The 24,359-nt window shown below is 60.5% G+C and carries 21 protein-coding genes and 2 pseudogenes; 9 read left to right on the forward strand and 14 right to left on the reverse strand.

The window, feature by feature from the left end:
- Positions 1-46: 46 nt before the first annotated feature.
- Both GTW25_RS07510 and GTW25_RS07515 read right to left on the reverse strand, forming a co-directional pair.
- Complete coding sequence (locus GTW25_RS07510; protein ID WP_252911361.1) at positions 47-2,356, reverse strand: xanthine dehydrogenase family protein molybdopterin-binding subunit; 2,310 nt, start codon at positions 2,354-2,356, stop codon at positions 47-49.
- 9 nt (positions 2,357-2,365) lie between these two features.
- The gene (locus tag GTW25_RS07515; RefSeq protein WP_252911363.1) at positions 2,366-2,830 is read right to left on the reverse strand and encodes a (2Fe-2S)-binding protein; all 465 of its coding nucleotides are present in this window, start codon (positions 2,828-2,830) and stop codon (positions 2,366-2,368) included.
- Between the two features lie 333 nt (positions 2,831-3,163).
- Here GTW25_RS07515 and GTW25_RS07520 point away from each other — a divergent pair, with 333 nt between their 5' ends.
- Positions 3,164-3,889: a response regulator gene (locus tag GTW25_RS07520; RefSeq protein WP_252911364.1), complete on the forward strand. Its 726-nt coding sequence runs from the start codon at positions 3,164-3,166 to the stop codon at positions 3,887-3,889.
- A complete protein-coding gene (locus tag GTW25_RS07525) occupies positions 3,886-5,313 on the forward strand; it encodes an ATP-binding protein (RefSeq protein WP_252911366.1) in 1,428 nt (475 codons plus the stop codon). Before GTW25_RS07520 ends, GTW25_RS07525 begins: the two co-directional genes overlap by 4 nt.
- Positions 5,314-5,454: 141 nt before the next feature.
- Here the strand turns inward: GTW25_RS07525 and GTW25_RS07530 are convergent, their stop codons facing one another.
- Positions 5,455-7,734, reverse strand: coding sequence for an FdhF/YdeP family oxidoreductase (locus GTW25_RS07530; RefSeq protein WP_252911368.1), 2,280 nt, complete (start codon positions 7,732-7,734; stop codon positions 5,455-5,457).
- Between the two features lie 135 nt (positions 7,735-7,869).
- On the opposite strand from GTW25_RS07530, the pseudogene GTW25_RS20665 reads away from it, so the two are divergent.
- The 3 genes and pseudogenes from GTW25_RS20665 to GTW25_RS07545 form a co-directional block, all read left to right on the forward strand.
- Positions 7,870-8,112 (forward strand): annotated as a pseudogene (locus GTW25_RS20665) (hypothetical protein); the annotation flags it as partial.
- 181 nt (positions 8,113-8,293) lie between these two features.
- Positions 8,294-8,863 carry a type 1 glutamine amidotransferase domain-containing protein gene (locus GTW25_RS07540; RefSeq protein ID WP_252911369.1) on the forward strand — a complete coding sequence of 190 codons (570 nt, stop codon included), beginning with the start codon at positions 8,294-8,296 and terminating at the stop codon, positions 8,861-8,863.
- Between the two features lie 587 nt (positions 8,864-9,450).
- On the forward strand, positions 9,451-10,005 hold the full coding sequence (locus GTW25_RS07545; protein WP_252911370.1) for a sigma-70 family RNA polymerase sigma factor: 555 nt from the start codon (positions 9,451-9,453) through the stop codon (positions 10,003-10,005).
- Here GTW25_RS07545 and GTW25_RS07550 read toward each other — a convergent pair.
- The 5 genes from GTW25_RS07550 to GTW25_RS07570 form a co-directional block, all read right to left on the reverse strand.
- Positions 9,998-10,168 (reverse strand): hypothetical protein, encoded by a 171-nt coding sequence (locus GTW25_RS07550; RefSeq protein ID WP_252911371.1) that lies wholly within the window; start codon positions 10,166-10,168, stop codon positions 9,998-10,000. The genes GTW25_RS07545 and GTW25_RS07550 overlap by 8 nt on opposite strands.
- Before the next feature lie 288 nt (positions 10,169-10,456).
- Complete coding sequence (locus tag GTW25_RS07555; RefSeq protein ID WP_252911372.1) at positions 10,457-10,657, reverse strand: hypothetical protein; 201 nt, start codon at positions 10,655-10,657, stop codon at positions 10,457-10,459.
- A 30-nt stretch (positions 10,658-10,687) separates the two neighbouring features.
- Positions 10,688-11,581, reverse strand: a complete 894-nt coding sequence (locus tag GTW25_RS07560) for an SDR family oxidoreductase (protein ID WP_252911374.1) — start codon at positions 11,579-11,581, stop codon at positions 10,688-10,690.
- A 20-nt stretch (positions 11,582-11,601) separates the two neighbouring features.
- Positions 11,602-13,692, reverse strand: coding sequence for a catalase (gene katE, locus GTW25_RS07565; protein ID WP_252911376.1), 2,091 nt, complete (start codon positions 13,690-13,692; stop codon positions 11,602-11,604).
- An 81-nt stretch (positions 13,693-13,773) separates the two neighbouring features.
- On the reverse strand, positions 13,774-14,271 hold the full coding sequence (locus GTW25_RS07570) for a YciE/YciF ferroxidase family protein (RefSeq protein WP_252911377.1): 498 nt from the start codon (positions 14,269-14,271) through the stop codon (positions 13,774-13,776).
- A 172-nt stretch (positions 14,272-14,443) separates the two neighbouring features.
- Here GTW25_RS07570 and GTW25_RS07575 point away from each other — a divergent pair, with 172 nt between their 5' ends.
- Positions 14,444-14,848 (forward strand): alpha/beta hydrolase fold domain-containing protein, encoded by a 405-nt coding sequence (locus GTW25_RS07575; protein ID WP_252911379.1) that lies wholly within the window; start codon positions 14,444-14,446, stop codon positions 14,846-14,848.
- Between the two features lie 26 nt (positions 14,849-14,874).
- On the opposite strand, the gene GTW25_RS07580 is transcribed toward GTW25_RS07575, so the two are convergent.
- The 6 genes from GTW25_RS07580 to GTW25_RS07605 form a co-directional block, all read right to left on the reverse strand.
- Complete coding sequence (locus GTW25_RS07580) at positions 14,875-15,993, reverse strand: hypothetical protein (RefSeq protein WP_252911380.1); 1,119 nt, start codon at positions 15,991-15,993, stop codon at positions 14,875-14,877.
- A gap of 33 nt (positions 15,994-16,026) precedes the next feature.
- Positions 16,027-17,331 carry an HlyD family type I secretion periplasmic adaptor subunit gene (locus tag GTW25_RS07585; protein WP_252911382.1) on the reverse strand — a complete coding sequence of 435 codons (1,305 nt, stop codon included), beginning with the start codon at positions 17,329-17,331 and terminating at the stop codon, positions 16,027-16,029.
- 11 nt (positions 17,332-17,342) lie between these two features.
- Positions 17,343-19,028, reverse strand: coding sequence for a type I secretion system permease/ATPase (locus GTW25_RS07590; RefSeq protein WP_252911383.1), 1,686 nt, complete (start codon positions 19,026-19,028; stop codon positions 17,343-17,345).
- An 87-nt stretch (positions 19,029-19,115) separates the two neighbouring features.
- Complete coding sequence (locus tag GTW25_RS07595; RefSeq protein ID WP_252911385.1) at positions 19,116-19,439, reverse strand: hypothetical protein; 324 nt, start codon at positions 19,437-19,439, stop codon at positions 19,116-19,118.
- Positions 19,440-19,964: 525 nt separating this feature from the next.
- Entirely contained in the window at positions 19,965-20,657 is a 693-nt protein-coding gene (locus GTW25_RS07600) for a DUF899 domain-containing protein (RefSeq protein ID WP_252911387.1), read from the reverse strand.
- Between the two features lie 2 nt (positions 20,658-20,659).
- Entirely contained in the window at positions 20,660-20,944 is a 285-nt protein-coding gene (locus GTW25_RS07605) for a hypothetical protein (protein ID WP_252911390.1), read from the reverse strand.
- A 97-nt stretch (positions 20,945-21,041) separates the two neighbouring features.
- Here GTW25_RS07605 and GTW25_RS07610 point away from each other — a divergent pair, with 97 nt between their 5' ends.
- The 3 genes and pseudogenes from GTW25_RS07610 to GTW25_RS07620 all read left to right on the forward strand — a co-directional run bounded on the left by GTW25_RS07610 (position 21,042) and on the right by GTW25_RS07620 (position 24,141).
- A complete protein-coding gene (locus GTW25_RS07610) occupies positions 21,042-22,262 on the forward strand; it encodes a helix-turn-helix domain-containing protein (protein ID WP_252911391.1) in 1,221 nt (406 codons plus the stop codon).
- A 9-nt stretch (positions 22,263-22,271) separates the two neighbouring features.
- Positions 22,272-22,901 (forward strand): Vgb family protein, encoded by a 630-nt coding sequence (locus GTW25_RS07615; protein ID WP_252911393.1) that lies wholly within the window; start codon positions 22,272-22,274, stop codon positions 22,899-22,901.
- A gap of 62 nt (positions 22,902-22,963) precedes the next feature.
- Positions 22,964-24,141 (forward strand): annotated as a pseudogene (locus GTW25_RS07620) (IS3 family transposase).
- The last annotated feature ends 218 nt before the right edge of the window (positions 24,142-24,359 follow it).

A 24,359-nucleotide genomic window follows, 5' to 3' on the forward strand; every position in this document is an offset into this window, starting at 1 on the left:
TGGGTTGCCTGGTGGTGCGGGCTTTAGGCTGCGTGATCGGGAAGGCCTATGCGGGCAGAACGGTTCGTGTCCGCCGCTCGCCGATGGTTTCGGTGATTGCGAGAGGAAGTGATCGGAGGCGGCGGCCGGTGGCGGCATGGATCGCATTGGCGATAGCACCGGCAACCGGCACGATGCCGGGCTCGCCAGCGCCGCCGGGCGGCAAGTCGCTTTCGACGATCTCGACAATGATTTCGGGCGCGTTGTGCATTCGCTGCATCGGAAAGTCATGGAAGTTCGATTCCACCACGGCGCCCGCTTCGAGCGTGATGGCACTGTTCAGCGTCGATGTAACGCCGAAGATGATGCCGCCCTCCATCTGGGCGATCACGGCGTCGGGGTTGATCACCAATCCGACATCGATTGCGCAATAGACGCGGTCGACGGTGATCTCGCCATCGTCGGCCACGGTGACTTCGGCGACCTGCGCTACGACGCTGCGATAACACTCCTCGATGGCGATGCCGCGTCCGCGCCCGGAGGCCATGGGTGTACCCCATCCGGCGATTGCCGCGACGCGATCGAGCACGGCAAGATGGCGCGGGTTTTCGCGAAGCATCGCTCGGCGATAGTCCAGAGAGTCCGCCCCGGCAGCCAGCGCGCATTCGTCGATGAAGCTTTCGGAAAAGAAGGTGTTGAACGAGAAGCCGTTCGAGCGCCAGACGTGGATGGGCATGTGGCTGGGCACGTTCTGGCTGCGCATCCGCCGGTTGGGAATGGCGTAATGCAGCTTGTCCAGCCCTTCGACCGTGAGGCGATCCCCATCGGAACTGGCAGTGAAGGGCGCATTGCGGCTGGTGATGGCATTGACGACGGATTGCGCTGCGACGAGTGCGTCATAGGCGACGGGAAGACCGTCCGGTCCGAGCGCTGCGCGGAGACGCGCAGCCGCATGGGTGCGGAAAAGCCCCCGGGCGATGTCCTCCTCACGCGACCAGATCAGCTTTACAGGTCTGCCAACGTGACGTGCGGCAAGGAATGCCGCCTGCGCGGAAATGTCAGGATCGCTGCGTCGCCCGAAACCGCCGCCATTCATGGTGATGTTGCAAGTGATCGAGGACGGCCGCAACCCGGCCCATTCCGTACCGCGGCCGATGCCTGTCCGCACGAAAAGCGGCGACTGCGACGGCACCCATGCTTCAACCGACCCGTCATCGCGCACCAGAACGGTCGCGTTGATCGGCTCCATGCAGGCATGCGCCAGAAACGGAACCTCGTATTCGGCTTCGACCAAGGTATCTGCGTTGCCATTGATTGCCGCTTCCGCGTCTCCGTCATTGATGTTCTCGTAAGGGCTTTCGCTGTCGAGAGCCGCATGCAGTCGCGCCGCCATGCCCGCGCTGTCGACGCCGTCGGCTTCCGTTTGCGTCCATTGGACGTCCAGGAGCCAGGCGGCCTGTTCGGCTCGCCACCAGGAGTCGGCGACGATCGCAACCTGACGCCCGTCCACGATCACGACGTCCTCGACACCTGGTTGCGCGCGCACTTCGGCCTCGTTGGCGATCCTGACAATTTGCGCGCCGAAGACCGGCGCCTGGCGGATCGTGGCATGGAGCATATTCGGCAAGACGACATCCATGCCGAAGACCGGCTCGCCGCGAACCTTGGCAGGCACATCGACACGCGGCTGACGCGTGCCGATGATCTGCCAGTCGGATGCAGGCTTCAAAGCGGGCTCAGCAGGAGGCGGCAGAACTGCAGCCTCGCGGGCAAGATCGCCATAGGAAAGGCTGCGACCCGAAGCGTCGTGCCGCACGAAACCTTCGCCGGTGGTCAATTGCGAAGCCGGCACGCCAAGGCGCGCAGCGCCGGCATCGATAAGCATCTGGCGGGCCGAGGCCCCCGCTACGCGCATCGGATGCCATAGCGACATCGTGGACGCCGACGCGCCGGTCGCGATAAAGCCAAGCTGGCCGAGGACACGCCGCCCGACCCATACGATCGGGCCGCTCGCCTCTTCGGGGCGTTGTTGAAGCACGTTGGACCAACTGGAATAGGCCGGCAGCGGTTCGGTTGGAAACTCCACGCTGATGCGTTCGTCGAAAGGGATGTCCAGTTCTTCGGCCACCACCATGGCAAGCCCGGTATGGATACCCTGCCCCATTTCCGTGCGGGGCACCTGAACGACCACTCGGCCATCTTCACGGATGGTGAGAAATGCATTGAGAACAGCACTGTCGCCATCGACGAAGCCGTTAAGGCCGTCCACATCGACCGTGGCAAGATAGCCGACACCGCCAATGGCGGCGACAAGGGCGGTGCCGCCAAGAGCTGCACCCGTCAAAAGGAAGCCGCGTCGGGAGATGATACGGGGCATCGTTGGTTCCTAGCTTTGCGAAAGTGCGTCGGCAGCGCGATGGATCGCGCGGCGAATGCGCGGATAGGTCCCGCAGCGGCAGATATTGGTGATTGCCTCATCGATCTCGGCGTCCGTCGGCCGCGGCGTGCGTGCTAGAAGCGCCGTTGTCGCGATCATGAAGCCGGGCTGGCAGAAGCCGCATTGCGGCACCTGCTCGTCAACCCATGCCTGCTGGACGATCGAAAGGTCGCCGCTCGTGCTCGGTAGCCCTTCGATCGTGACCACCGACGCGCCGGCCAGACTACCGAGCGGCACGATGCACGAGGGCGTGGATTCGCCGTCGACGAGCACGCGGCAGGCGCCGCACTGAGCGACGCCGCACCCATATTTGGGCCCGAGTAGCCCAAGGTCTTCGCGCAACGCCCAAAGGAGCGGCTTGTCGTCCGCGCCCTCGATGTCGATGGGAATGTTGTTGACGGTCAGCGCTACCATGCGATCTCCAGAACGGGTGCTGCGAAATCATCGGCGGAGACGCGCGGGCCGACCGGCCACAGCGCGCCTCCGGAAGCAAAGGGGGACGGAGGTCCGCGTCAGGCATCTGCTTGCCCGTGCCGGTTGGGGATGCCCCGTTGCTTCGAGGCTCAAGCTAGACCGCATGCGTCGTAAACCTGTGCCAGCAGCGTGTCGCTCTGTATTAAATTGTATCAAGAAGAAGCCCACCGGCGCGAAGCACCGTCACCCCGATACAAACGGTTACATTTTCGAGGGAGCATTCGCCGAGGGACGAATATATAAGACGACATAGTTTCAGCATCAGAGGCTGATATGGAGCCAGTGCCACACATCGCCATTGTCGATGATCATCGTGATATTCGCGAGCTCGTCGGCAAATACTTGCAGCAGCAAGGCTACCGCGTCACCACCGTGGAGAACGGTGCTGCGCTACGACGCCTGCTCGAACGCGGTGCGCCTGATCTCGTCGTGCTCGACATCATGATGCCGGGCGAGGACGGCCTCACCTTGTGCCGCGAACTTCGCGCCGGACCAGGCAGCGGCGTGCCGATCATTTTCCTCACTGCAAAAACGGACGAGACGGATCGCGTGATTGGCCTCGAACTTGGGGCGGACGACTATCTGACCAAGCCGTTCTCCTCGCGCGAACTCCTGGCACGCATCAAAGCAGTTCTGCGCCGAGCCAACAGCCTTCCGCCGCAGCGCTCAGCGGTCCGTGTCGGTTCCATGCGTTTTGATCGCTGGATGCTGAATCTCGCGCGGCGCGAGCTGCAAGGCGCAGATGGCGTCGGCGTTCCGCTCTCGACAGCCGAATTCCGGTTGTTGAAGGTGTTCGTCGAACGTCCGGGAATGGTTCTTACCCGCGATCAGCTGCTCGATCTGACCGTAGGACGCGAGGCCGATCCGTTCGATCGTTCCATCGACAATCAGGTCAGCCGCTTGCGTCGCAAGATTGAGGCTGATCCGAAGAACCCGACGATCATCCAGACCTATCGCGGTGATGGCTACAGCTTCGTGCCAGAGGTTTGCACGCTATGATGCGTCTTTTGACGTTCTGGCAAAAGAGCCTGTCTGCCCAGCTTCTGGCCTCAATGCTGCTCGCGCTTTTCGTGTCGCAGTTCATCGGTCTTGGCATTTCCTGGGGCAAGTTCCGTTCCGACCTCTATACGACTGTGCGCACGGAGCTCGGCAGTAGATCCGAGGCCGTTGCCCGGCTGGTCGAGACGGTTCCTGCCGGGCTTGAGGACGATATCGCGCGGGTCAACAGCACGGACTATACCCGTTTCTGGATTTCCGCGGCTCCTGCGACTTCGCTGGACGACTGGGTTGAGGAGGCTTTTCACCGCTTCGAAGTCCCGCTGAGCGCGCTTTTGAACGGCTCTGAGGCGGAAGTGCCTAATATCGGATCGTCCTATTCCAGCCCGATTCCCCAAGGCGCCGAACCGGACCTGTTCCTTGCCGGATCAAGCTGGACATCTGCAACGCCCGAAAGCGCCGGTGGTTCGAACTCAGCGCTCACTCTCGACTTCGCCAGAGGAGGAGGAGCCGGATTGATGGTGCCGCTCAGCGATGGCCGGGCGCTCAATATCGCCTACTACAAGAGGATGCCCTCGATCTGGTCGACGCACCTGCCCTTCTCGCTTGCGCTAACGGCCGTGCTGGTCTCGCTGATCGGTGCGCTTACGGTACGACGCATCTCACGTCCGCTCGGCCGGTTGACGAAAGCCGCCGAAACGCTTGGACGAGGCGAGGCCGTGACGCCGCTTCGCGAAAGCGGACCTGAAGATATCCGCCGGACAGCAGAGGCGTTCAATCTGATGCAGGATCGGCTGCACCGCTTCGTGACGGATCGGACGCGGATGCTGGGCGCTATCGGCCATGATTTGAGAACTCCGCTGACGACATTGCGCCTGCGCGCGGAACTCGTGGAGGATGCCGAACTCCAGGAACGCATGCTCGACACGATAAGCGAAATGCAGACGATGACCGAGGCGACGCTTGCGCTGGCCCGTCAGGAAGCAACCCTCGAAGAAACCCGCACGATCGACCTGTCCGCGCTCGTCGAAACCGTCTGCGACGATCTGGCTGAACTCGGGCTGTCCGTGCGGTTCATCGCGGGAGAGCGCGTCAATTATCGCTGCCGACCGGACGGTCTTCGTCGTACGATCCGCAACCTCGTCGAAAATGCCGTGCGCTACGCTGGCAGCGCAGAGGTACGGCTTGAAACGAAAAACGCGGCCGTTGAAATTCTGGTCGACGACAATGGTCCCGGCATACCTGTCGACAAGATGGAAGACGTCTTCGCGCCCTTCTTTCGTCTGGAGGGGTCGCGCTCGCGCGAAACCGGAGGTGTAGGCCTTGGCCTGTCGATTTCCCGCGCCATCGCGCGCCAGCACGGGGGCGATATTGTCCTGTCGCAGCGCGAGCCTGGTCTCAGGGCGGCGATCGTCCTGCCGACCTAGCGATCGTGCGGCATGGGCCGCTGCCCGGACCGATACGGTTCCTATACGAAAGCCCTCCGAGGCGTAACGGCACACTGTCTCGTTCGGCGTTGCGGCGACTTTCGCTCCTTCGATTTCGGGGGGTTATGCTATGATCGTCGTTTAACCAGTCAGCACCCTCACCGGCACCGATTTAGCGGCTGGCGTCTTGCTTTCTTCGGCATACTGGTAAAGCGGAACGAGTGGATTGGTTTCAGGATAATAGGCAGCGACACAGCCACGCGGCACGTCGAATTCCAGCACTCGAAGGCCGACCACTCTGCGAGTGACGCCGTCGTCGCTGGCCGTTTCGAGCCCCACGACATCGCCGTTGTTCAGACCCAGACGTTCCATGTCGTGCTCATTCATCATAACCACCATCCGCGAGCCATCGATGCCGCGAAGACGGTCGTGATATCCGTAGATCGTAGTGTTGAACTGATCGTTTGAACGGATTGTCATCAGCCGCATCACATCCTGCTCACCATTGTCGAAGGTCGCCTGCAAGGCTTTCGGCAGGACGAAGTTTGCTTTGCCCGTCTTGGTTTCCCATTTGCGCTGGCGCGCGCCGATGGGGCGCGGAAAGCCGCCCGGTGTATCGAGACGGTCATTGAAATCGTGAAAAGCGTCCGGATAGGTGGTGGCTATCGCATCGCGGATGAGCCCGTAATCGCCAACCCATTCGTCCCAAGTCACATCCGGGTTCGGCGCGAGCGTTGCCTTGGCGATACCGGCGACGATGGCGGGTTCGGACAAGAGCTGTTTACTGGCGGGTGTCGCGACACCGCGCGAAGCGTGGATGCAGGCGGTCGAATCCTCGACTGTGACGACTTGCTTGCCACGGGCCTGCTCGTCGATCTCGGTGCGTACGAGACAGGGCAGGATGTAACTGGACCCGGCGGTGACGAGGTGACTGCGATTGAGCTTCGTCGCCACCTGCACCGACAGGTCGAGACCGCGCCATGCTGCTTCCATTCGATTGGTGTCCGGAATAGCGCGCACGAAGTTGCCACCGAGACTGATGAATGCCTTCACCCTGCCGTCGAGTATGCCTTCGCAGGCTTCGACGGTGTTCATGCCGTCCTTCATCGGTGGCGAAAAGCCGAACTGTTTGGCCAGTTTTTCGAGCGGCACGAGTTCGGTCTTCTCCGAAATGCCGACCGTACGCTGGCCCTGCACGTTGGAGTGGCCACGAATCGGACACATACCTGCGCCCGGCTTTCCGATATTGCCGCGCATCAGCATGAGATTGACCAGCATCTGCACATTGTCGACGCCGAGCCTGTGCTGGGTCAGCCCCATACCGTAGATGGCGATCGTCGCCTTCGAGCGGGCATAGGCGGTGGCGGCCTCTTCCATCGCCGTTCGGTCAAGCCCGGCTTCACGCTCGAGGTCGTCCCATGATTGGTGGCGTATATAAGCTTCGAACGCTTCGAAGCCGTGCGTGTGTTCGGTGATGAAATCGATATCGACCACGCGGCTCGCGCCATTGTGTCGAAGGTCGTCGTCCAGCGCGAACAGTGCTTTGGCAACGCCGACCATGGCGGCGATGTCGCCGCCGGTGCGGACCTGATGATATTGCGTGGCGATCTGCGTGCCGCTGTTCAAAAGCATTTCGCCGGGTTTTTGAGGATTGGCGAATTCTTCCCAGCCGCGCTCGCGCAACGGGTTGAAGACGAGAATTTCGGCTCCGCGCTTGCGCGCTTCCTGCAAAGGATGAAGCAGTCGCGGCGAATTCGTTCCGACATTCTGCCCGAAAGACAGGATACAATCCGTGTGCTCGAAATCTTCCAGGAGCACGGTTCCGACCGGCGTCCCGATGCTCTGAGGCAGCGCCACGGAGGTCGTCTCGTGGCACATATTCGAACTATCCGGGAGATTGTTGTTGCCGTAGAGGCGAGCCAGCAGCGCATACATATAGGAGGTTTCGAGCGAGGCCCGGCCTGACGCATAAAAGACAACGCTTTCGGGATCGTAGCCTTTGAGGTGCGTACCGATTTCGGCAAATGCCTCCTCCCATTCGACAGGCCGATAGGTGTCGCTTGCCCGGTCATAGCGCATCGGGTGCGTCAAGCGGCCCTCGTTCTCAAGATCATGATCGGCCCACCCGAGCAGTTCCGCGACCGTATGTTTTGCGAAAAATTCCGGCGTCGTGCGCTTCGAGGTCAAATCCCAGAACGTCGCCTTCGCGCCGTTCTCGCAGAACTCGGCCGTATGCGGCTTTGCGGGCTTCGCCCAGGCGCAACTCGTACAGGCATAGCCGCCAAGCTTGTTGTGATGGCGCAGCAGGTCTGGCGCGGTGCCGACCGCATGCTGGCCGAGCGAGTTGCTGATCAGTGATTTAACCGATCCCCACCCGCCTGTTGGCGATTTGTAAGGGTGGTAGGTCAGTTCGTCGGCCATAATGGTCTCCCTGCTTGTGGTGACCAACACGGCGAGGGCTTGGCTCGTTCCATTAGGATGCGTGCTCGCGGGAAGGTGATCCGGACAATTCGGGAACACCTTTCGGGGGCTGGGGTTTGATAGGGACCAAGCCGGGCAGTGCCTCAGGACAGTTGGGACCACAACCAGGTCGAGACGGTTAACGAGCTTATGCGCTTCAGCGTGTGGACCGGCCTGGAGGCGCACCGGCCTCTCGGCAACATCAACCGCTCCCGCCGTCGCACCTACAAGCACTCGGCCGAGTATCGCGAAGCTTTCAACAAATGTCCGATTCATGAAACGCAAGGTTTGGCGAACGACAGGGTTTCCCAACCGCAAACGCAAGTACGCGACGCATGAGCGCCGCCAATAAAGAGTTATTTTCGATGCAAACCGAACTGAACATCCACGGCGAACGCCACGAAGGAGCAACGTTCGACAAGGTACTCCAAGGGTTGTGACCGCCGTCATGTGCCGCAATCTGGAACATCGCGGCGATTGAAAGGTTCGGGATCACATCATACGCAAATTGGAGATCGACATGACTTTGCAGGGACGCAAGATTGCCATCCTGATCGCACCGCGTGGCACGGAAGAACCGGAATTCGTAAAGCCGAAGGAGGCTGTCACGAAGGCGGGTGCGAGCGTTACCGTGGTTGGACTGAAGAGCGGACAGGCCGAGACGGTCAACAACGACCTTGACGCCGGAGGATCCTACGATGTCGATCATACGGTTTCGGAGGTAGCGGCCGACCAGTTCGATGGCCTCGTCATTCCGGGCGGCAGCGTCGGCGCCGATAAGCTTCGTGGCGATAAAGATGCGGTTTCGTTCGTTCGCGCGTTCTTCGAGGCCGGAAAGCCTGTCGGCGTCATCTGCCACGGCCCTTGGGTACTTATCGAGGCTGACGTCGTCAAAGGGCGCACGCTGACCTCATTTCCGACCTTGAAGACGGATATCGTCAACGCTGGTGCGAAATGGATCGACGAAGAGGTTGTCGTCGATCAAGGTTTGGTCACGAGCCGCAACCCTGACGACCTGCCGGCCTTCTGCGCCAAGATCGTCGAGGAATTCGAGGAAGGCAGGCACGAGGGCCAGAGGCGCAGCGCGTAACGAATGCGGAGCGCGAGAGGAAAGACCTTTCGCGCTCGCAGTTACCCGTAGTAGGCCGCGTCGCGTGGCAGTCCCTTCGATCATCGCAATAGGGACGTCAGCAGGACCCGTAACTGGATGCGAACACGAACGGGATGCCGCCTTCGCAGAGTGTCGGCTATGGGAAAAGACTGAGCCCCGGCCCGATTGACATCGAGCACGGCAAAGTCAATTTCGCTTTTCGGGCGAGGTCGAGAGCATCGATCCGGAGCGTGGAACCGACCACCTCGTGCCCCGCGGATGATTTTTGGGTTCGGCCGGAGCGTTCGTCCTTACGAGAGGTTTTTTTCGCCATCTGCTCGTTCGCCACGATGCTTCGACTCATGGGCCAGGCCATGCCCGGCGAGGAGCCGCGTGATGCTGCAGTATGAGTGATTGTAAGATCGACTTTGCACACGCCCGGCTTACCGCAAAGAACATTTGGAGAAACCCACAGCGAAATAAGCCCGATGGCGGCGTTTCACTTTTTCTCTTTCCCTGCCAGTCAGGCACGCATTTCACGGAACGTTCCGATCAGCTTTCCATTGTCAACGATCAGGAGGCTGCTCATGTACGACACCCCGCTCCGGCAGGAGCCGGACGACGAACGCGACGGCATCGTCGCGCTCATCCCGGCACTGCGGGCTTTCGCTCGAACTTTTCATCGCAGCTCGGACGAAGCTGATGATCTTGTCCAAGAGACGCTCGTAAAAGCCATCGGCAATTTGCACCAATTTACGCCGGGCACCCGAATGAAGTCGTGGCTTTTCACGATCATGCGCAACGCGTTCTACACGCGCACCAAGAAAAGCAGTCGCGAACCAACCGGCTCCGAAGACTGTGTGTCAGCCATGCCGATCATGGCGCCTACGCAGGAATGGTCGTGTCGCGGACGCGAATTGCAACAGGCCCTGCACCGTCTGCCTGAAACTCACAGGCAGGTGTTGATACTGGTCGGTGTTCTGGGCGTCAGTTACGAAGAGGCTGCCCGGATCTGCGATTGCGAGATGGGCACGATCAAAAGCCGCTTGAGCAGGGCAAGAAACAAGCTGGCTGCCGAACTTGGTGAGCCTGTCGGGCCGCTCATGATGAGGCAGGACGGGCAACAGACGACGATCAATTAGCAGGCTGATCGTCCCGGCTATCCTTCGCTTCGATTATCGGAGCAGCGACGACCTCTTTATCAAGTTGTTTTGCCAGCTTCGTCAGTTTGTGCGGCACATCTTCTTCAGCGATCCGGCTGAGCCATTCTTTCTTCAGTTCATCATAAATCTTGTCGTCGCCCATTCGACTCTCCCCAAACACGCCAACACACAAATCTAACATTTGACAGATGTGTGTTTCATCAAATGTACGTCAGGATCAAGTCGCAAACCGCTTCGGGGCGGTTTTGAGTCTGCGTATGAAGGAGTGCGCCATCGTGAGCGAAATCCCGGCTTCGCAAGAACTTACTGAGCACGAGGCATTTCAATTTTTCAATCCGCTGCCTGTGCCTTGTCGCAGTTGGCATGTACTAGGACCATGGCTCACCGGCGTTATTCCGGTTTTGGCGTCTATCCAGGATGGGGCTCTGTTTCATCGGTCTCGTAGCGATCCTTGTCGAATTCGCCCTTGTCTTGCCTTCGGATCGAGCGGCGTCTTTTCGACTTCCGGCTTCCATGTCGGGGACGGCATCGGCTTGTCGGCCGGCTCTTCGCGCGGATCAGGCTCGACTGCTTTCGGCGTCATCCATTCGGGGGTAATTTCTGCAGCGAGGCCGCGCAGGATACTGGTCATGACGAAGTTCCTTTCGATCGTTAGTGCGTGTCAGGCGATACCCTTGCCGCCCGTTGCGCCGAGCACTTCGCCGTTGAGAAAGCTGCCTTCCTGCGACGCGAGGAGCACATAGAGGGGCGCGATCTCTACGGGTTGTCCCGGCCGGCCGAAATCGCTGTTGCCGCCGAAATTCCGGACCTTCTCGTCAGGCTGACCGCCGCTGGGTTGCAGCGCGGTCCAGAACGGCCCGGGTGCGACGACATTGGCGCGTATGCCCTTTTCGATGAGCTGCTTGGCAAGTGCCTTCGTATAAGCGGTGATGCCTGCCTTGGTGGTCGCGTAGTCGAGCAGGATTTCAGACGGCTCATACGCCTGAATTGACGCCGTGGTGATGACCGAGCCGCCGGGCGGCAGATGCGGCACTGCGGCCTTTACGATCCAGTGAAGCGCATAAAGATTGGTCTTCATGGTCTTGTCGAAGTCCTCGGTCGAGACTTCCAACACGCTTTCGCGATATTGCTGGCGGCCGGCATTGACGACGAGAACATCGAGACCGCCAAGTTCGGACACCGCCCTTTCGACGAGTTCGCGGCACCATTCCTCGTTCATGACGTCACCCGGCAGTGAAACCGCCTTGCGCCCTTCGGCTTCGATCAGCGCGACGACTTCAGCGGCATCGACCTCTTCGTCCGGCAGGTGGGAGATGGCGACGTCCGCGCCTTCGCGCGCGAATGCAATCGCGGCTGCCCGGCCGATGCCCGAATCTCCGCCCGTGATCAAAGCCTTACGCCCTTCAAGCCTGCCGGAACCGCGGTAACTCTCCTCGCCATGGTCGGGCACAGGCTCCATTCTGCCCGCCAGGCCGGGCATCGGTTGCGGCTGGTCGGGAAATGGCGGCGCGGGATATTGCGTGCGCGGATCCTGCATTTTGAAGCGATCTGTCATTTGCGGCGTTTCCTTCATCGTTAAAGCTTCACCGCCTTTTCGCGCGCCCAAAGCCGCAGCTTGCGGCAGCTTTCGATAAAGCCTGCGATATCGGCGGCGCTGGAAATGGCGATCACGCCTTCGTCGGGCTGGACGCCGGCCTTTTCGAACAATGGCTGTGCCGCCTCGACATGGGCGATAAACTTGCAATGGGCGAAGGCATCGGCGACGAAATCGCGCGCCGTCGCTTCTCCCAGCAAGCGCTCGACGCCCTCCTCGCTGACGATCAGCGCGACGGAGTCGAAGAGCACCGACGGCCCACCATCGATCATCTGGTTGCCTTCGATGAAAGACCCGTCGGCGGCTTCGACGCCGCCGACCTTCGGCGCGACGATTTCCATCATGGCGCCCTCGGCGGTCAGCGCCGTGTGAAGAGATTTCAACAGTCCGGCGTCGCATCCGTCAGTGACCAGAACGCCGACTTTGCGTCCCTTGAAACTGTCCGGCCCGTTTTTCAGGATCGACAAAGCGTCGGACACCGGCAGGTCGTCGCGCGGGGCGACGGCGGCATCGGCGGGTTCCGGCATGTCCTTGATGCCGAGCTTGTCGGCGACCTTCGTCGCCAGCGTCTCGTCGATATTGAGAAGATGCGAGATCATGCGCTCGCGAATGACGAGCGTCTCGACCTTCGCCAGTTCGAAGGTGAGCGCCATGGCGATATGTTCCTGCTCGGGAGCCGTCTGGCTGTTGTAGAACTGCCCCGCCTGACTGTAGTGATCCGCGAAGCTTGCAGCGCGCAGGCGCACCTTCGGCCCCTCGACTTCGTCGCGGTAGGAGCGATGCCCGCGAGCGGGATGCTCACGCGCCCCCTCGCCCCACGAATTAGGCTGATAGTTGGCGCGTCCCACAGGATTGCGCATCGCCATGTGCCCATCCTGCTGGAAGTGATGGAACGGGCATTTGGGCGCATTGATCGGCAGATGGGTGAAGTTGGTCGAGCCGAGCCGTTTCAGTTGGGTGTCCAGATAGGAAAAGTTGCGACCCTGAAGCAACGGATCGTTGGAAAAATCGATGCCGGGCGGCACGTTCTGCGTCATGAACGCCACCTGCTCGGTCTCGGCGAAGAAATTGTCGGGCATGCGGTCGAGCACGAGCCGACCGACCGGAATGGGCGCGAGTATTTCTTCCGGGATAAGCTTCGTCGCGTCGAGGACGTCGAAATCGAAATTGTCGGCGAAGTCTTGATCGAAGAGCTGAACGCACAACTCCCATTCCGGGAAGTCGCCAGCCTGAATGGCGTCCCACAAGTCGCGGCGGTGAAAGTCTGGATCGGCACCGTTGATTTTAACCGCCTCGTTCCAAACGACCGACTGCATGCCGAGTTTCGGCTTCCAGATGAATTTGACGAAGGTGGATTCGTCGTCGGCGTTCAGGAAGCGGAAGGTGTGGACGCCGAAACCCTGCATGAAGCGGAACGACCGCGGGATAGCTCGGTCCGACATGACCCACATGATCATGTGCATGGATTCCGGCGTCAGCGAGATGAAGTCCCAGAAATTGTCATGCGCCGACTGCGCCTGCGGAAAGCCGCGATCGGGCTCCGGCTTCACCGCATGGACCATGTCGGGAAACTTGATCGCATCCTGGATGAAGAAGACCGGGATATTGTTGCCGACGATGTCCCAATTGCCCTCCTGCGTGTAGAGCTTGACCGCGAAGCCGCGCACATCGCGCGCCAGGTCGAAGGAGCCTTTCGACCCGGCCACCGTCGAGAACCGCACGAAGGCGGGCGTCTTTTCGCCCGCGCGCTGAAAGATGTCGGCGCGGGTATACTTCGCAAGCGATTCATAGGTCTCGAAATAGCCGTGCGCGCCGTAGCCGCGTGCATGAACCACGCGCTCGGGAATACGCTCGTGGTCGAAATGAAAAATCTTCTCGCGGAAATGAAAATCCTCGATGAGCGAGGGTCCGCGCTCGCCGTATTTGAGCGTGTTTTGGTCGTCAGCGACAGGCCCGCCCTGCGCGGTGGTCAGCAGCGGCGTGTCACCATCGGCGAACTGATGCAGCTCTCCGCCGTTTCCGCGCTCGACCTTCTGATCGTGGATCGTAACGGTTTGCGACTTCTTTTCCATGGCTTGCTCTCTCGCTGGCTGTTGCGTGGTGTTCACATGAACGGAAAAGGGCAGCGTATACGCTGCCCTTTTTCACCAATGTCAGGCTGCCTTGGCGCGCTGGTTCACCGAGGCGTCGGCCAGTTTCGTCAGGTCGCTGTCGGTTTTCGTTTCTTCCTTCAGCGTCGCATCGAAAAGTGTTGCGGCATCGTTGAGTCCAAGTTCGGTCGCCCAGCGCTTGAGCGTGCCGTAACGCGTCATCTCGTAGTGCTCGACGGCCTGTGCGGACGAAATCAGACCTGCATCGAGCGCGGCCGTTCCCTTGAACTCGTCGATGATCTCTTCGCCTTCGGCGACGATGCCTTCGATGGCGTCGCAGGTCTTGCCCTGCGGACGTTTGCCGAGAAGTTCGAACACCTGCTGGAGCCGTTCGATATGGCCTTCCGTCTCCTCACGGTGCTTTTCGAACGCTGCCTTGAGGCTGTCCGATTGCGCTGCCCGCGCCATCTTCGGCAGCGTCTTCAAAATCTTGCGTTCGGCGTAGTAAATGTCCTTGAGCGTGTCGTGGAAGAGGTCTTCGAGTGTCTTTTCCTTAGCCATCAACAGGTCCCTTTCTTTCAGCGGTCACCTATCGGTGATCCTGCCTCCGAAGCGACGGTCGGGGCCAATGTTCCCTGCGTCGAAAAAAGAATGTCACAGGCGCGCCCGGTCATCCGGCAGAACCCGGCTCCGCCATTTTCCGGTGCTGTTCGGCAGCATGCCGGCAGGGGTTATGTTGGCGAGGGTCGACTGGAGCTTGTTCTTCCAGCCGCTCGCTGTCCTGTCCGTCTACCCGGTTGCGGGCAATGATATGGAGACCGCGTCCTATAGCGAAAACGCGGAAGCCCTGCCGCTCGGCAAGGCCGACATGAAATGGTTCGTCGAAAACGTGCTCAATGGTATGGAAAATGCCGAGGATACGCGGATCAGCCTTCTTGCCGCCAATCTGTCGGACCTTCCGCTCGTGACCATCGTCGCCGCCGAAATCGATCCGCTGACGAGCCAAGGCGAGGCACTCGCTGCCGCGCTGACCGAGGCGGGCGTCGACGTTGAACACCGTCTTTTTGATGGCGTGACGCATGAGTTCTTCGGCATGGCTGCGGGCGTGCCGCAGGCAACGTCTGCCGCCGGGGCCTAAAATTGAGGATCGAACGTCGTTTTCGATCAAACGAGATGCAAGGGGTTCGAATTTCCCGAAAAGCCCGTGACGGCCGCAAGGTCGCCAAGACCCGACTGACCGATAAACCCGAGATCGAGAGGTACGGTATCGAGCACCGTCGAGGCCGCTGCCGCAGCGATGTCCATTGCTGAACCTGCCGGGCTTTCAAGGGCCTGAGACGCATCGCCATCATCATAGAACAGCTTTCCAAGCGCGCCCTGCGTCCCGTCGCTCCCGCCAAGTATCGAAGCCGGTAACGACGCCAAATCACTGATTGCCGAACCGGGTCCGCTCAATGCTCCGCCGTCGGATGAGATCAGGCCGGCATCGGCCAATGCGTCATCGACGCGGCCGGTCAACTGATCGATCATATCTGCGGAAGACGCGACCAGTGTCCCGGCATCGCCGCCAATTCTTCCGAGCGTCTCGGCAACGTCGGCGCGAATGGACGATGCAAGATCGGTCGTTGCTGGCAGTGCCTCGTCGAGTATGGATCGAACATTTGCAACGATCTCGCCAGCGAGGTTCTGCGCGAAACCGGGTTCGAGCGTACCACTGGAAATGCCGTCGACGATGCGATCGAGACTTGATGAAATCTGCGTCGCCATGCCTTCGGTCAGCTTTTCAGTGAGCGTGGCCGAGTTCGGCATTGCCGGCTCCGGATCGGCAAGAACCGCGGTATCCTGAGCCCGCGGGACGGTTTGCGCATCCTCGACGTGACGCGCAACGACGGCCATATCCATCTCTGCTGCATCAATGAGAGGTGCACTCTCAACATCGACGTTTTGGGGAGGGACATCGATCGCTGCGACAGGAAGTGTGACGCCTTGCGGTTCCGCAACCTGATCGGCCGCAACTTGCGTTTCGACCTCGCTTTGCCGCGCTTCTTTTAGTGGCATCTGTTCGTCCGGATCATCTCGCAAGAGCCGCGCAAAGACGTTGTTCGCCAATAGGTCGTCATCGGCGCGCGCCATATCGATCGCGCCGAGGGCAAGACCGCTTGCGGCCGCCGTCAACGTCGCCATCTCGGCAATTTTGCCACCGATCTGGGCCTGGACGTTTTGCTGACGTGCCGCGTCGCTTCGATCCCGAACGGCCGCCGTCTTGGTTTTTCGATCTGTCATGGCACATCTCCCGAAATTGAACCTTGCAAGGTTTTAGCGTTCACGGAATGCTCCGCTGACTTCATCAAGCAACGGACTGGTCAGGTAGCCAACGAGCGTGCGCGGCCTTGTTTCGATGACGACCTGAACCGGCATGCCCGGCTGCAACTCCATGCCCGCCGACGCCACTTCATCCGCCTCGAGCGCGAGTTGCAGCGCGTAGTATTGCTCGCCCGTAGCCTGATCGTTCAGACTGTCGGGCGAGATGTTGCGGATCGTCGCGCTAAGCTTGGGACGAACATCGCGCGGCATACCGACCAGTCGCACGTCGGCAATCTGTCCTGCTTCGACATCGCCGATGTCGATCAGCCGCAATTGCGCCTCGACGAAAAGCGGCGTGCCACTCGGCACGACATCCATCAGACGCGTTCCAGCCTCGATCACGCCGCCCTCGGTGAAAACGGACAATCCGACCACACGGCCGGAAGCGGGCGCGCGGATTTGCGAGCGCGCCAGAATATCACCGGCCGCTTCGAGTTTGGGACGGTTATCGGCCAATGCGGTGTCGGTCTGCTGCAATTGCTCGGTCACCTCGCTCAGGCGCTCCTGCTCGAGACGAGCGATTTCGAGCCGCGCTTCGCTGATCGATTCCTGGACGCCCATCAGTTCGGACCGTCTCACACCGGCCTGCGTGCGCACCTCATCGATCGACCGCTCCAACTCGACGACGCGGCTGCGCGGTGCGAAACCCTCGTCCAGAAGACGGCGTGCGCCGACCGTTTCCTCTTCAAGCGATGCCGCCTGGCGATCCAGCCCGTCGATCTGCGTTTCGATCCCTTCAGCCTGTTCGCGCAACTGCGCCATCCGCTGCTCAACGAGGTCAACATTGGCGGCATGCTGGCGGCTTCTGGCTTCGAAAAGCGACAATTCATTCTCGATGAGCTGGCGGCCGGCATCGCCTCTCTCGTTCAGATCGTCGGGGAAAGTCGGCGTAACGTCACCCTGCCGCTCGGCGATCAGCCGCGCGCGGCGGGCGCGCAACGCGTCGTTCGATCCCTGCAAGACATCGTATTGCGCCTGTGGCTCGGAAGGCGAAAGCCGCACCAGAACATCGCCGCGTTCGACGGTTTGTCCTTCCGTCACCAGCAATTCAGTCACGACGCCGCCATACGGATGCTGAACGCTTTGCCTGCGGCCTTCGACCTCGAATGAACCGTTGGCGATCACGGCCCCGGCAAGCGGTGCGGCGCTTCCCCACAAGGCAAGCAGGACGACGAAGCCGACGATTGCGGCGACGCCCCAGCGAGCGGGCCGCCAGGGATCGGAATAGATCGAGCGCGTTTGAGTAGGGGGCAACATCTTTTCCATCCCTATGCCGCCGTTCGGGGAACGGTCGCCTCGGCGACGTTCGTCTTGATATAGGCGTATACTTCGTCCGGCTTACCCATGGTTTCGACCGTGCCTTCGCGCATGAAGATGAGCCGGTCCATGACATCCAGAACGGTCGGACGGTGCGTCACGACGACGATCGTCGATCCATGTTCCTTGAGGGCGACAAGCGCGCCGCGAAGCCCCTCTTCGCCGGCGGCGTCGAGATTGGCATTCGGCTCGTCGAGGATGAGAAGCGAAGGCGCGCCGAGAAGCGCGCGGGCAAGGCCGAGCCGTTGGCGCTGGCCGCCCGACAGACCTACACCGCCGGGTCCAAGCTCGGTATCGTACTGCTTCGGCAAATCCATGATCATGTCGTGGATGCCGGCGACGCGGGCCGCGCCGACTATCTGTTCGATCGGCGGTTCGCCGAACCGTGCTATGTTCTCGCGTACGGTTCCTGCGAAAAGGCCGACGTCCTGCGGCAGATAACCCATCTGGCGGCCAAAGGCGGAGTTGTCCCACTTGTTCAGGTCGATGTCGCCATACTTGATGGTACCGTTATCCGGCCGGATCGCACCGACCAGAAGGCGCGAAAGCGTACTCTTGCCCGAGCCGCTCGGACCGACGATCCCGACTGCGCACCCAGCGGGGATGCTGAACTTCACATCGCGCAGGACGAGCTTTTTCGCACCGGGAAAACGGTAGCTGACGCCCTCGGCATTGAGCGCGTTCCCCGCCTTCGGAATGATCGTCTCGACATTGCTGTGCGGCACATCGGCCAGAAGCGTGCTGACATGGTCGAATGCGTTGCGCGCCTCGGAAAACTGTTTCCAGGCTCCCACGCCCTGCTCCACCGGAACCAGCGCGCGTCCCATGATGATGCTGGCCGCAAAGATCGTCGCGGGAAGGATCGTGCCGTTGATGACGAGAAGCGCACCGGTCCCAAGCATGAGTGCCTGAAGGACGAGCCGTGCGAACCGAATGCCGGCGGAGATGACCGCATTGCGGTCGCTGGCGAATGCCTGCCGCGTCAGCATCGTGTCGCGATTGATGCTCCAGCGATTCTCGATCGCGGGCTGCATGCCCATCGCGACGACAACGTCGGCGTGCCGCAGCAGATTTTCGGTAAAGCCGTAAGAGCGGTTCCCGGCGTCTTCGGCTTCGCTCAGAGACGGACGCGTAAAGCGCTCGTTCATAAGTGCCAGACCGAACAGCCCGATCGCGCCGACGGTGGCGATTATGCCGAGAACAGGATCGATCAGGAATAACAGGAGGAGGTAGACCGGTATCCACGGCAGATCGAACGCGAAATGCACGCCGGGTCCGGTGATGAACGAGCGGAACTGATCGAGCTGGCGCATCTCGTGCGCGCCGCGCGAAAAACCCTGTTGTGCGGACTTGACCATCAATGCGCGGAAGACACGCGCTGAAACGGCTTCATCAAGCTGGAAACCGGTACGGATCAGAAGTTTCGCCCGCATGCTGTCGAGAATGCCCATTGTGATCAGGGCAAGAAGAAGCACAAGCGTCAGAAGCAGCAGCGTCGTGATGTTCTCGCTGACGAGGACGCGATTGTAGATCTGCATGAGGTAGAGCGGCGAACTGAGGTAAAGCAGGTTGATGACACCACTGAACAAACCCGCCATCGCGAATTGCGGATAGAGGGCGCGGAGTGCCTGCTTCAATTCAGTTGATACTGCCAAAACTTCTACCGATGGTTCTGAAATAAAAAGAACGGGGCCGAAGCCCCGTTCCCATTTCTCAGCCCGCTGTTAGAGCAGGCCGCCGAGAAGACCGCCGCCGCTGCCACCGGCAGAAGCAGACGCATTCTCGGACGAATTGTCGCCGCTGAACCCGATCAGGGTTGGTGCGCCGAAGCCAACGCCGAGCCCACCGATACCGGTGAAGTCGGTTGCGCTGGCGCTTTCCGGGCCACCATCACCTGCAGACGAGGCGTCGGCGCTCGAGAAGCTCAAAATGTCACCCGTACCGAGAGACAGGCCAGGAGCCGTACCGATCGAACCATCAAACGATGACGAGTCCGAGGAGGCCGACTGCTGGCTACCATTACCCAGAAGCTGATTGAGAATGGACATATGTATTTCTCCTTCGTGGTTGGTGGTATGTCACGCATTCGATACGCGACAGTGACAGTGCCAAGAACGAAACGGAGAGTCGGAAAGTTTCAATCACATGAAATTTTCAATAATATTAATAAGTCATCATTCAGATTTTCATTTATATTCAAAAATTCAATATTAGTATATACGAAATTCTCATATGTTATTATTTTATGACGCTGCCGAAGGCAACATCCGTCCTGTGCTGAACAGCAGCCCGACACCTCTCGTTTTGCAATTGCTCAACCATCTGATGCTAAAGGAACAACCGTTCATTTTGCCCGTGATCTGGCGAGTGTGCGCGCTTTCCGGGCGTAAGGTGAAACCTTACGGTCGCGATTCATATCGAATGCTCGGGTTGCGCCGATTATTGCGACCAGTCGGCGCGAGGCCGGGCTAGCGATCCACGGTGACTAAGGCAAACTTTCAAACCGCCGCCAGGATCCAACTCCGCTGTTTTCTCGTTTGGTGACCGTCGATCCCACAGCTTCACGCTGGCAGCTACACGTAGCGGTCATGGTGGCGCACCCACTCCATTCCCCCCACTTCGTTGCGGCCTTTTGGCGTGAGATCGAGCATGGCGTAGGTGCCCATCATCACTTCCACACCGCGGCCGAAGGTGGAGTAAGTGTGGAAGACGTCGCCAGCCTCGTCCTTGAAGAATGCGCTGACGCCGGGCCATTCTTCGCCAGTCTCCTGCCATTCACCGAAATTGTAGTCGATGTGTCCACTGGCAACCTGCTCGGGTGTGAAACTGACCCGGAAATCATAATTGAACGGGCTGCCGTTCGAGGATACCCACGGGAACTTCCAGCCCATGCGATGGCGAAAGCGCTCGATCTCGGCAAGTGGCGCGCGCGAGACGGCAACCATGGTGACGTCGTGATTGGCCAGATGCAGGTTCATGCCGTCGGTGTGGTCGGCCATGTAGGAGCAGCTCGGACAGCCCTGTTTCCATCCCGGCCCGAACATGAAATGCTGCACCAGAAGCTGCGATCGCCCGTCGAATAGATCGGCCAGCGTGCGCGGGCCATCTGGCGTATCGAAGGTGTATTCCTTGTCGATCCGCACCCATGGGAGTGCGAGACGCTGCCGGGTGACCTTGTCTCGAAGACGGGTCAAATCCTTCTCCGCCTTCAGGAGGTCCCGGCGGGTGGCCAACCAGTCATCGCGTGAAACGACATTGTGTTGCATTGTCAGTCTCCTTCAGTTTGGGTGATGGGCGCTGCGAACCGTTGAGAAAGCAGATGCAGCCACGGCGACAGATGAAATACGCTCATCAGTAAATACATCAGGGCCATGTCGTTGATCGGCACCAATGGCGAAGCGACGGAACACATTGACATGCCCGGTGCGCTGGCGGCCGAAACCCCGGCCATCAGGGCGAATGTCGGGGTCGCAGCAAACCCAAGTCGGCCGGTCATATCGGCCATCGGCTTGAGCGACGCGTCGCCGGTCCCTGTTGCTGCAAACCTCGTCATGTCCGATCCTCCGTCGAATACGGTTCAACGATTGTGATACGAAAACACTATCTCGTGCGGATGGACGGGTGGGAGTTACAAGTGTGACGGGATTGCGATGGACGTCCTGATTGCCGCCGCGGCGCGCGCACTCTCGGCCGGCGACCCGCTTGCGGCGCTGAAAAGGATCGCGTTGCGCAATGACGCTCCCGCGCTGGCGATGCGCGGCATCGCGATGGCCCAACTCGGCGACTTCGCGCGCGCCAGGGAACTGCTGCGCAGCGCGGCACGCGCATTTGGCCCGAAAAACCCCGCGCCCCATGCGCGCTGTGTCGTTGCCGAAGCCGAGATAGCACTCGTTTCGCGTGATCTGGGTTGGTCTTTGCAGATGCTCAAGGCGGCGCGGACGACGCTTGCGGCGTGCGATGACCAAATGAATGCCGCACATGCCGGCTATCTCGAAGCCAGGCTCCTTCTCCTGATAGGTCGTCTCAATGAAGCCGAAGCGGTGCTCGGTGAGGTCGATGTCGGCATTCTGCCGCGACCTTCGCAGGTCGGGTACGAGTTGGTCATGGCGGGCATAGCCATACGGCGCATCAGGACCGGGCCGGCCAGAGCCGCTCTGGAGCGGGCCTGGAAAGTGGCAGAAATGGCACGCATTCCAGCGCTCACGGCCGAGGCGGATCAAGCAATGCGAGCGTTCGAAGCACCGGTCGCCCGTCTCATCGCGCAAGGCACTGAGCGATTGTTCCATCTTGAGGAGGTTGAAGCGCTCTTGGCCTCGGATACGCTTATTGTGGATGCCTGCCGGAACGTCGTGCGTGCGGGAACAGCCATCATTCCGCTCACCACTCGTGCCGTACTTCTCAATCTCATCCGTGCTCTTGCAGAGGCATGGCCGGTGGATGTGCCGCGCGAGGTGCTGCTCAAGCGCGCTTTCCGGGCACAGCATGCCGACGAGTCGCACCGCGCGAGGCTGCGTGTCGAAATCGCCCGGCTGCGCGAGGTGATCGGGCCGCTGGCGGCGCTCGTCGCAACCAGGCGAGGCTTTGTTCTGAAGCCTCACGCCGCGCGTGACGTTGCCGTGCTGGTGCCACCTGTCGAAGGCGACCATGCCAAAGTGTTCGCTTTGCTCGCTGACGGTCAAGCCTGGTCGAGTTCTGCATTGGCGCTGGCGCTGGGCGTGAGCACGCGTACTGTACAACGGGCACTCGAAGAGCTTGCCCTTGAAAACAAGGTCGAGTCTTTCGGGCGGGGGCGGGCCTGCCTTTGGATCGCGTCGAGCGTGCCGAGATTCCCGACAAGCTTGTTACTTCCGGCCGTGGAATTACCTGTCTAGAATAAAGACATGAAACATTCGGCTGCTGAGATTATCCGTGAGTACGGGCCCTTTCCCGATGTCGATGACGTGCACGGTGTTACGTTCGACGGCCAGCAGGTCTGGTTCGCAACAGGCGACAGGCTGAATGCTCTCGATCCCGAAAGCGGAAATGTCATGAGATCGCTCGACATTGCCGCCGATGCAGGGACCGCATTCGACGGCACGCATCTGTATCAGATCGCCGGCGCCAAAATCTGCAAAATCGACCCCAAGACCGGCGAGGTAATCGCCACCATACCCGCACCTGGGAATGGCGGGGACTCAGGGCTGGCCTGGGCGGAGGGGTCACTCTGGGTCGGCCAGCACCGCGGCCGCAAGATCCATCAGGTCGATGCCGAGACGGGAGCGGTGTTACGCACGATCGAATCCGACCGATTTGTCACAGGAGTGACCTGGGTCGATGGCGAGCTTTGGCATGGCACCTGGGACGATCGCGAAAGTGATCTCCGGCGAATAGATCCCAAGACGGGCGACGTGCTCGAGCGGCTGAATATGCCACCCGGAACCGGCGTTTCAGGGCTCGAATCCGATGGCCGCGATCGCTTTTTCTGCGGCGGCGGAAGCAGCGGAACGGTGAGAGCCGTTCATCGGCCTTGACCTGCCACTGAGTTTTTCCTCCATCTGGAGTTAGAGTCCGGCCTCGATTGAAGGACGGACAGATGAAGCGGAAGCGGTTTACGGAAGAGCAGATCATCGGGGTTCTGCGCGAGCACGAGGCGGGTGCGAAGGCGACCGATCTGGCCCGCAAGCACGAGGTGAGCGAGGCGACCCTGTATAACTGGAAGGCGAAGTATGGCGGGATGGCGTGTCCGACGCCGAGCGCCTGAAGGCTCTGGAGGACGAGAATGCAAAGCTCAAGAAGCTGCTCGCCGACCAGATGCTGGAAGCCTCAGCTTTTCGCGAGCTTCTGTCAAAAAATGGTAGGGCCCGCCGCCAAGCGCGAAGCCGTCGCGCATCTTCAGGCCGTGATGGGCCTGTCGGAGCGTCGGTCCTGTTCCTTCGTCGGTGCCGATCGCAAGATGGTCCGCTACCAGTCCTGCCGTCCGCCGGAGACCGAACTGCGCGGCCGACTACGGGACCTCGCCAATGAGCGTCGGCGCTTCGGCTATCGGCGACTGTTCACCCTGCCGCGGCGGGAAGGCGAGCCATACGGCATCAATCGCATATACCGGCAAGAAGAGCCGACGGTTTGCAAGCGCCGGGCGCGACGACGAGCGGTGGGCACACGAGCGCCGATCCTGGTTGAGGCGAGACCGAACGCACGCTGGTCGCTGGACTTCGTGCACGACCAGTTCGCCTGCGGGCGGCGCTTTCGCGTGCTCAATACTGTCGATGACGTGACGCGCGAGTGCCTGGCCGCGATCCGGACACATCGATCTCCGGTCGTCGGGTCGCACGTGAGCTGACTGATCTGATCAGCCGTCGCGGCAAGCCAGACATGATCGTTTCCGACCACGGCACCGAGTTCACCTTGAACGCCATCCTCGCCTGGTCGAAGGATCACCGTGTGGACTGGCACGACATCGCGCCCGGAAAGCCGATGCAGAATGGCTATGTCGAATCCTTCAACGGCCGCATGCGTGACGAGCTGCTAAACGAGAGCCTGTTCTTCGGCATCGACCATGCGCGCAGCGCCATCGCCGAATGGAAGGAAGATTTCAACACCGCGAGGCCGCATTCCTCGCTCGGCTACCAGACCCCGGCGCCCTTCGCCGAGATACTCATCGCAACCGGCTCCGACGCTTCGCTCGATGTGGGCTTCGCGTCTCCACCGGTTGCTCAACCCGCACCTTACGGCGTAACAGAAACGACCGAGGCTCTAAGCGGCACTGGATGACAGTTCAATGGCTGGTCAGGCGATCTGGGTGGAATCCTTACAATTTCCGCACAAAGCAAAAAAACCCGCAGCGGGCGCTACGGGTTTGTCGAGAACGACCCGAGACATAGGTGACGTTTTGTACCGGACACATGGGTAACACTTTTCGGCTTTGCCGGGAGGTGTTGATGCCGTGGATGGAGTGTTCGGTGATGGAAGAACGTCTACGCTTCGTGGCC

This window comes from Aliihoeflea aestuarii, from assembly GCF_024105665.1.
Classification (GTDB): domain Bacteria; phylum Pseudomonadota; class Alphaproteobacteria; order Rhizobiales; family Rhizobiaceae; genus Aliihoeflea; species Aliihoeflea aestuarii.